Source organism: Pseudoneobacillus rhizosphaerae (assembly GCF_917563885.1).
Lineage (GTDB): Bacteria > Bacillota > Bacilli > Bacillales > Cytobacillaceae > Pseudoneobacillus > Pseudoneobacillus rhizosphaerae.
Window position 1 is genome coordinate 25,629 of record NZ_CAKJTG010000034.1, and the last position, 7,625, is coordinate 33,253.

Below are 7,625 nucleotides of genomic sequence, written 5' to 3' on the forward strand. Positions count from 1 at the left end.
CCAAGTGGACAGAAAAAAAGAATTAAAACAAATGTACAAAGAAACAGCAATTGAAGCTGGAATCTATCAAATAAAGAATACGATTAATCATAAAATATATATTGCAGGTACACGGAACTTGAAAACAATAACAGGTAAAAAATTTCAGCTAGAAACAGGTACAAACACAAATAAAATGCTTCAAGAAGAATGGAATCAATTTGGAAAGGATGCATTCGTTTTTGAAGTATTAGAGGTTTTAAAAAAGAAAGAAGAAGGCTACTTTGACGAAAAGAGGGAACTGGAAAAGCTGGAGGATAAGTGGCTTGAACAATTACAGCCTTATGGAGAACGGGGATATAACCTAGAAAAAACTAGATAGGTAAAAACAATAGGTTGGCTAATCAGCTAACCTATTATTTTTTTTGTTATTTTTCGATAACATAGTAGTTATGCCCTTCAAAATACGCCTCATTCTTTGGCAAATCCTTAAGTGTATTGAAATATACAAATCCAAGGCTTTCGAGTATTTTAACAGAAGCGATATTGTCAGGATGAACAGTTGAGACCATTTCATTCAAGCCAATGACATTGAATCCATAATTTAAAACAGCAGAAGCCGCTTCCTTCGCTAACCCCATACCACGATATTGCTCTGAGAGCCCGAAATATAGCTCCACTTTATTTTTATTAAGGTCAAAAGGCCCTAAACCACAATAGCCTATTAACTCATCATATTCCTTATCTATAATGGCAAGATTAAACTTAATAATGTTTTCTTTAGTATTTTTCAAGTTGCAATCCATGGACCACTCAACAATTTTTCTTACATCGTCATGTGTGGGGACTTCTTCAGGTACATATTGATAAAAATTAGGTTCGGATACTACTTCGTAAAGAGAATCTACATCCTTCAATTGATAAGGCCTTATTCGTAATCTATCAGTCTCAATTACCGCATCTACAAACATCATTAATCCCCCTCTAATTAGTAAATATATTACTAAATGAATTAAATTTCTACAAAAAGTCAGAAAAAATGTTATTGACTTGAGAATGATTTTCAATTATCCTTACATTATAAATTGAGAATAATTATCAATATCATATAATTGGAGGAAATTAGAAATGAAGTTTACAAAATTTTTTACTATTCTATTTGCAAGTATTTTGTTAACATTAACGTTGGCTGCATGTGGTGAGAAAGACAATGCATCTGATAACAAATCAAAAACAGAATCAAAAGTGGTTAACGTATATACGGCTAGACATTATGAGGCAGACGAAGAAGTATTTAAGAATTTCACTGAAGAAACAGGTATCCAAGTAAATGTGGTAAAAGGGGAAGCTGAAGAGCTAATCGAACGTTTAAAGCGTGAAGGTGAGAGTACTGAGGCAGATCTATTCATTACTGTTGATGGCGGAGTACTTGCCAACGCAAAAGCAAAAGGTATTTTACAATCAGTTAATTCAGATGTAATCGAGGCTAACGTGCCTGAAAACTTACGTGATGCTGATAATCAATGGATTGGAATGGCCACTCGTGCACGTATTATTGCTTACTCTAAAGACCGTGTTACTCCTGATCAATTATCTACATACGAAGACTTAACTTCTGATAACTGGAAAGGTAAAGTTTTAGCACGTTCATCTACAAATCTATATAACCAATCATTACTTGCTTCTTTCATTGAACTAAATGGCGAAGAGCAAGCGGAACAATGGGCAGAAGGAATTGTGAAAAACTTTGCTCGTCAACCAGATGGTGGTGACCGTGACCAAGCAAAAGCGATTGCAGCTGGCACTGGTGATGTAGCGATCATGAATACTTACTATGTAGGCTTAATGTTAAACTCACAGGATCCAGAAGAAGTGAAAGTAGCAGAAGGATTAGGCGTATTCTTCCCAAACCAAGATACAAATGGTACACATGTTAACATTAGTGGTATCGGTTTAACGAAGCACGCGAAGCATCCTAATAATGCAACGAAGCTGATTGAATATATCACAAGCGTTCCTGCACAAGAATTCTTATCAGCAGGTAACTATGAGTTCCCGGTAAATCAAGAAGCAGCAAAGCCTGAGTTACTTCAGTCTTGGGGCGATTTCAAAATGCAAGATTTAGACTTTGAGACATTAGGCAAACACAACAAGAAAGCGATTGAAATCTTCAACAAAACAGGTTGGAAGTAGGAATTAACATGGCAGCAAAACGAATGAAACGATATCTACAAAAAGAATTAAATGGTTGGGTTATCATCAGCATAATAGGGGCGGCAGTCATTCTGCTGCCTATGCTTTTCATATTTTTCTCCATTTTCCAGGAGCCTAATGAAAACTGGTTTCATATTCGGGAGTATCTATTGGAAAACTATGTGAAAAACACGATTATACTTGTGGTATCCACTAGTTTAGCAACCGTTTTTTTAGGAGTATCGTTAGCTTGGTTAGTTGCTGCCTATGATTTTCCATTAAAGCGCTTTTTTCGGTGGGGATTAATTTTACCACTAGCGATACCACCGTATATTGCCGCTTATACGTATCGTACGATGTTAAGCTATACAGGTGTAGTGCAATCGACATTTCGAAATCAATTCGATTATCAAATAGACGCAGAGTTATTATCGTTCTCAAATTTACGTGGAGCGATTTTTATCTTTTCGTTTTTTCTCTTTCCATATGTGTATATCATTGCAAGACCTTTCTTGGAAAATCAAAGCACAGCCTTTATCGAAAATGCGAGGTTACTAGGAAGAAAGCCATTAGCGATCTTTTTCAAAGTCATTCTACCTTTATCAAGACCTGCGATTGTTGGCGGTGCCATGTTAGTTATGTATGAAGTGTTAAGTGATTATGGAGTAACTAGTTATTTTGGCATTCATACGATTACAACGGCGATTTTTCAAACATGGTTTGGTATGTATGATGTTGATTCAGCTCTAAGGCTAGCCGCGTGGTTAATGATTGTAGTGGTAGGAGTCATCATGATAGAACGATTGCTGAGAAGAAGAAGACGTTATAACTTGAATACGAAATCAAGACCACTCGTACCAATCAAGCTAAAGGGAATTTTCGCGTTAGCAGCGACATTCTATTGTTCGGTTATCTTTCTTTTAGGGTTTTTAATCCCATTTGTGCAATTAATCTCGTGGGCACGATTAACCTTCAGTAAGGTTTGGAATGAAACGTTTTTTACGCTAATGTATCAATCGGTTTATGTGGCAATCATTGCTACTGCGATCGTTCTAATTATTTCAGTAATTGTAGCAAACGTTTGTCGGTCTCAATCAACTTTTTCATATGTTTTATCCAAATTAATTACTTCTGGCTACTCGATTCCTGGTGCGATTATTGCGATTGGTGTTCTAGCCCTGTTTATTAATCTTGATAAATACTTAGCACCGATGTACGCCTATCTCGGACTTGGTAGTTCAAAGCTTGTTTTAAGCTTATCCGTCGTGATGTTAATTTTTGGATATGCAATTCGATTCATGGCGACTGGTTATAATGCTGTCGAGGTAGGTTTTGAAAAAATGGGACCAAAATTCTCTGAAGCATCAAGAATACTTGGATTAGGAAAAACGAAGACCTTTTTCAAAATCGAATTCCCTTTACTAAAAGGAGCATTGTTTAGCGGCTTTATTTTAACATTCGTTGAAATAACGAAGGAATTACCATTAGCCTTATTATTAAGACCATTCAATTTCGATACATTAGCCACAAAGACCTTCCAATATGCGAAAGATGAGAGGATTCATGAAGCTTCTGTATCATCTCTCATCATAATTGGAATTAGCGTTTTGTCTGTAATCGTTTTTCAAATGATTGATAAGAGGGTGAAACAATGAACATCGTAGATATCCAAAATTTAACCTTTTCGTTTTCAAAAAAAGCTGCTCCAGTCATAAAGGATTTTACTTTTACAATGGATAAAGGTGAAATCGTCGGTGTTTTAGGGTCAAGTGGAAGCGGAAAAAGTACGTTGCTTCGTTTAATTGCTGGCTTAGAAATGCCAACTAGCGGAAACATTACCATCGCAAGTACAACGGTTGTAAATGAAAAATTATTCATCCAGCCTGAAAACAGAGGAGTTGGAATGGTTTTTCAAGATTATGCATTGTTTCCACATATGAGCGTAAAGGATAATATTCTCTTTGGCTTATCACGTCTCTCAAAAAAAGAACGTCAGTTACGTTTGATCGAAATGCTGGATTTAGTTCAACTAAAAGATTTTGGAAATAGATATCCGCATGAACTCAGTGGAGGACAACAACAACGGGTTGCATTGGCTAGAGCCTTGGCACCAAAGCCCAATCTATTATTAATGGATGAACCTTTTAGTAACCTCGATTCGGAATTAAAGGAATGCATTAGAGAAGACCTTCGCAGAATCTTGAAAACGGCCGATATGACTTGTATTATGGTATCGCACGATAAAAAAGATGTTGAGTCCATTTGTGACCGCAGTATCATTTTTGGTAAAAAAGCAGTTTCGTTAAATAACATTCAAACCAAAGTATTACAGACATGCTAAACAAGCAGATTCCGAGCGGAATCTGCTTGTTTTATTTAATGTATTATAACGAAGGGCTAAAAAGTATACCATTGGCAATAATAGATGTTTAGATGAAAAAAATGTTGTATATGTTGACTAAAGAAATCAGGATAGTAGAAAGGCTAAAGAAAATTAAAAGAGAATGGGTGAAAAAGATGAAAGTAAAAATCAATCGAAATGCAGCGAAGGTTTTAAACCAACTATTAAGCAGTGAAGAATATGAAGGAAAAATGGTTCGTGTTTTCGTAAGTGAAAAGCATGGTGATCATGCCCATTATGACTTAACGCTTGATACACCAACCGAACACGATGAAATTGTCAAAACAGACAAAGAGATTGATGTACTTTTAGATTCACGAGAAGATCTTTTAGATGGGGTCTGGATTCAATATTTCTTTGTTCCTCGTGAGGAATTTGTTATCACCAATCCATCAAAAGGTTCACACGGTCATCATCACTAAAAAACGCCGATCAATGAAGGCGTTTTTTTTGTATTATCCACACCAGTCTAATAAAATAGAAACCAGAATAAAGTTAGAAAGTAGGGATTTCTTTGACAATTAGAGTATCTGCTGTTCAATACCATTTACATACAATATCCTCTTTTGAAGAATTTGCTAACCAAGTAGAGCATTATATTAAAACGGCCGAAGAGTTTGGATCTGACTTTATCCTTTTTCCCGAGTTTTTTACGACACAATTAATGTCGATTGGCAAGGATGGAAGAGCCTTAACGATTGAAGAACTGCCAGATTATACAGAACAATATCGTTCTTTATTTATTAGACTAGCCAAAGAAACAGGGATGCATATTATTGGTGGAACTCATGTAATCCGTAAAGGCGATAACCTATACAATGTGGCACATTTATTTTACCCAGATGGAAAAGTAGCCGAACAAGCAAAGCTTCATATTACTCCAACCGAAGTAAATGAATGGAATATGTCTAAAGGTGAGGGTATTGAAGTTTTCCAAACGGAAAAAGGCACAATTGCCATGCTAACATGTTATGACATCGAGTTCCCGGAAATTGTCCGTATTGCCAAAGCAAAAGGCGCTGATATTATTTTCTGTCCTTCTTGTACTGACGACCGCCATGGCTTCCATAGAGTACGTTATACAAGCCATGCACGAGCAATCGAAAATCAAGTGTATGTTGTGACAACGGGCACCATTGGCTCGCTTCCGACAGTCGATTTCATGCGTGGGAATTTCGGGCAAGCAGCTGTCATCTCACCAAATGATGTTCCATTCCCTCCTCGCGGAATTGTGGTTGAAGGGGAAATTAACCAAGATATGATCGTGACAGCAGACCTTAACCTAGAGCTTTTATATCAAGTACGTGAAAGCGGTTCTGTCACCACTTGGCGCGATCGACGCTCTGACCTTTATCCTGATTGGGAGAAAGAAGAGTATTCTAAATAGGGAGGGACAAACGTGTATCGAAAAGAATTATTTGTTTTCGACCAAGATAAGCCAATCCCTGCGGTTATTCGAAATTATGAGGAAAAGGATTTTGCTGGATTAATTTTGATCCAGCAGGAGAGCTTTCCACCACCGTTTCCATCCGAATTATGGTGGAACGAAGAACAATTAACCAATCATGTGACGCTTTTTCCTGAAGGCGCTTTATGTATTGAGGTCAACGGCGAAATGGCAGGTTCGATGACAGGACTGCTAGTTGACTTTGATCCTAAAGATCCAGATCATTCGTGGGAGGATATCACTGATAGTGGCTATATTCGGAGCCATAATCCAAAAGGCAATACATTGTATGTGGTAGATATTAGTGTCCGTCCTGCCTTCCGAAAGTTAGGCTTAGGCAAATGGCTAATATTATCAATGTATGAAGTCGTCGTCCAGTTAAACCTGGAGCGGTTGCTCGGCGGTGGAAGAATGCCATACTACCATATCCATGCGGAGCATATGTCACCTGGAAAGTATATAGAAGCTGTGAAAAAAGGGGATCTAAAAGACCCTGTAATAACCTTTCTCCTTCGTTGTGGTCGTACGCCTGTAAGAGTGGTGGCGAACTATTTGGAAGATGGAGAGTCCCACAATTATGGGGTGCTGATGGAATGGAAAAATCCCTTTAAAATGAATAAATAAGGAGACTATGAAAATGGAATTCACTAGAATTACGAATATAAATGATCCATTGTTTAAGCAAATGCATGAGCTAATGCAGAATGTATTTCCACCAGAAGAGGTTTTAGAGTTTGACCTTTGGAAAGAACCACTCGAGGATCCAGGCATTCGTGTTTTTGTTGCCGTCCATGAAGGAAAAGTGGTTGGAGCAACCGAATATCGTTATTATGAAGACTTTAATGTTGCAATGACTGATTTTACGATTATCGGTCAAGCAGGACTAGGAATCGGGCCTTTCTTAGCGAATAAACGAGCTGAGGATTTGACTGAGTTAGCATCTGCAAATGGAAAGAAGTTAAAAGGAATGTTTGCTGAAATTTACGACCCATACCGTGTCGACCATTATGAATTTGGTGGCGTAAAGCCGATGGATCCATATGTTCGTCGTGAAGTTCTATCTCATCTAGGCTACAAACGTTTAAATTTCCCATATGTTCATCCGTCTTGGAATAATGACGGGGAGGCTGTCGAAGGACTAGATCTTTCCTTCCTGCCAATGGACAGCAATCCAGACCAATTAGAAACAGATTTAATTGTGAAGTTCTTGAAACGTTACTATTCAGTATTACCTAACAAACCGGAAGCTTGGTACGAAATGGTTGAAGCGTTAGAAGCAAAAGAAACGGTCGAGTTACGTCCTTTTTAAAATAAGTTCATTTTAAAGCCTTTAATAGTGACCGTTTATTCTGTCTTTATCTGAAAACGGTAACTAATAGTCCTTAATAGTGACCGTTTATGCTGGTTTTACCTGAAAATGGTAACTATTAGCCTCTAATAGTGACCGTTTATTCTGTCTTTATCTGAAAACGGTAACTAATAGCGATTATGCCCATATAATTGTGTAAAAAGAATAGGTCACCATCATGACCGTGTTACAATGTTTTCGACCAAGAAACCATTTTACGGAGGACATGATGATGACCCAAATAAATATTACTATAA

The 7,625-nt window shown here is 37.3% G+C and carries 9 protein-coding genes; 8 read left to right on the forward strand and 1 reads right to left on the reverse strand.

Annotated features, from left to right (window positions below; genetic code table 11):
• Nucleotides 1-4 precede the first annotated feature (4 nt).
• The gene (locus LRP83_RS20755; RefSeq protein WP_230498699.1) at nucleotides 5-361 is read left to right on the forward strand and encodes a GIY-YIG nuclease family protein; all 357 of its coding nucleotides are present in this window, start codon (nucleotides 5-7) and stop codon (nucleotides 359-361) included.
• A 46-nt stretch (nucleotides 362-407) separates the two neighbouring features.
• On the opposite strand, the gene LRP83_RS20760 is transcribed toward LRP83_RS20755, so the two are convergent.
• Complete coding sequence (locus tag LRP83_RS20760; protein ID WP_230498701.1) at nucleotides 408-953, reverse strand: GNAT family N-acetyltransferase; 546 nt, start codon at nucleotides 951-953, stop codon at nucleotides 408-410.
• A 154-nt stretch (nucleotides 954-1,107) separates the two neighbouring features.
• Between LRP83_RS20760 and LRP83_RS20765 the strand changes: the two genes are divergently transcribed.
• The 7 genes from LRP83_RS20765 (at nucleotide 1,108) to LRP83_RS20795 (ending at nucleotide 7,329) form a co-directional block, all read left to right on the forward strand.
• Nucleotides 1,108-2,172 (forward strand): Fe(3+) ABC transporter substrate-binding protein, encoded by a 1,065-nt coding sequence (locus LRP83_RS20765; protein WP_230498703.1) that lies wholly within the window; start codon nucleotides 1,108-1,110, stop codon nucleotides 2,170-2,172.
• Between the two features lie 8 nt (nucleotides 2,173-2,180).
• Nucleotides 2,181-3,827 (forward strand): ABC transporter permease, encoded by a 1,647-nt coding sequence (locus LRP83_RS20770; protein WP_230498705.1) that lies wholly within the window; start codon nucleotides 2,181-2,183, stop codon nucleotides 3,825-3,827.
• Nucleotides 3,824-4,513 (forward strand): ABC transporter ATP-binding protein, encoded by a 690-nt coding sequence (locus LRP83_RS20775; RefSeq protein WP_230498708.1) that lies wholly within the window; start codon nucleotides 3,824-3,826, stop codon nucleotides 4,511-4,513. Before LRP83_RS20770 ends, LRP83_RS20775 begins: the two co-directional genes overlap by 4 nt.
• 176 nt (nucleotides 4,514-4,689) lie before the next feature.
• Entirely contained in the window at nucleotides 4,690-4,995 is a 306-nt protein-coding gene (locus LRP83_RS20780) for an iron-sulfur cluster assembly accessory protein (RefSeq protein WP_230498715.1), read from the forward strand.
• A 92-nt stretch (nucleotides 4,996-5,087) separates the two neighbouring features.
• On the forward strand, nucleotides 5,088-5,960 hold the full coding sequence (locus LRP83_RS20785; RefSeq protein ID WP_230498710.1) for a carbon-nitrogen hydrolase family protein: 873 nt from the start codon (nucleotides 5,088-5,090) through the stop codon (nucleotides 5,958-5,960).
• A gap of 12 nt (nucleotides 5,961-5,972) precedes the next feature.
• Nucleotides 5,973-6,644, forward strand: coding sequence for a GNAT family N-acetyltransferase (locus LRP83_RS20790; protein WP_230498711.1), 672 nt, complete (start codon nucleotides 5,973-5,975; stop codon nucleotides 6,642-6,644).
• Nucleotides 6,645-6,657: 13 nt separating this feature from the next.
• Nucleotides 6,658-7,329 (forward strand): GNAT family N-acetyltransferase, encoded by a 672-nt coding sequence (locus LRP83_RS20795; protein ID WP_230498713.1) that lies wholly within the window; start codon nucleotides 6,658-6,660, stop codon nucleotides 7,327-7,329.
• Nucleotides 7,330-7,625 lie beyond the last annotated feature (296 nt).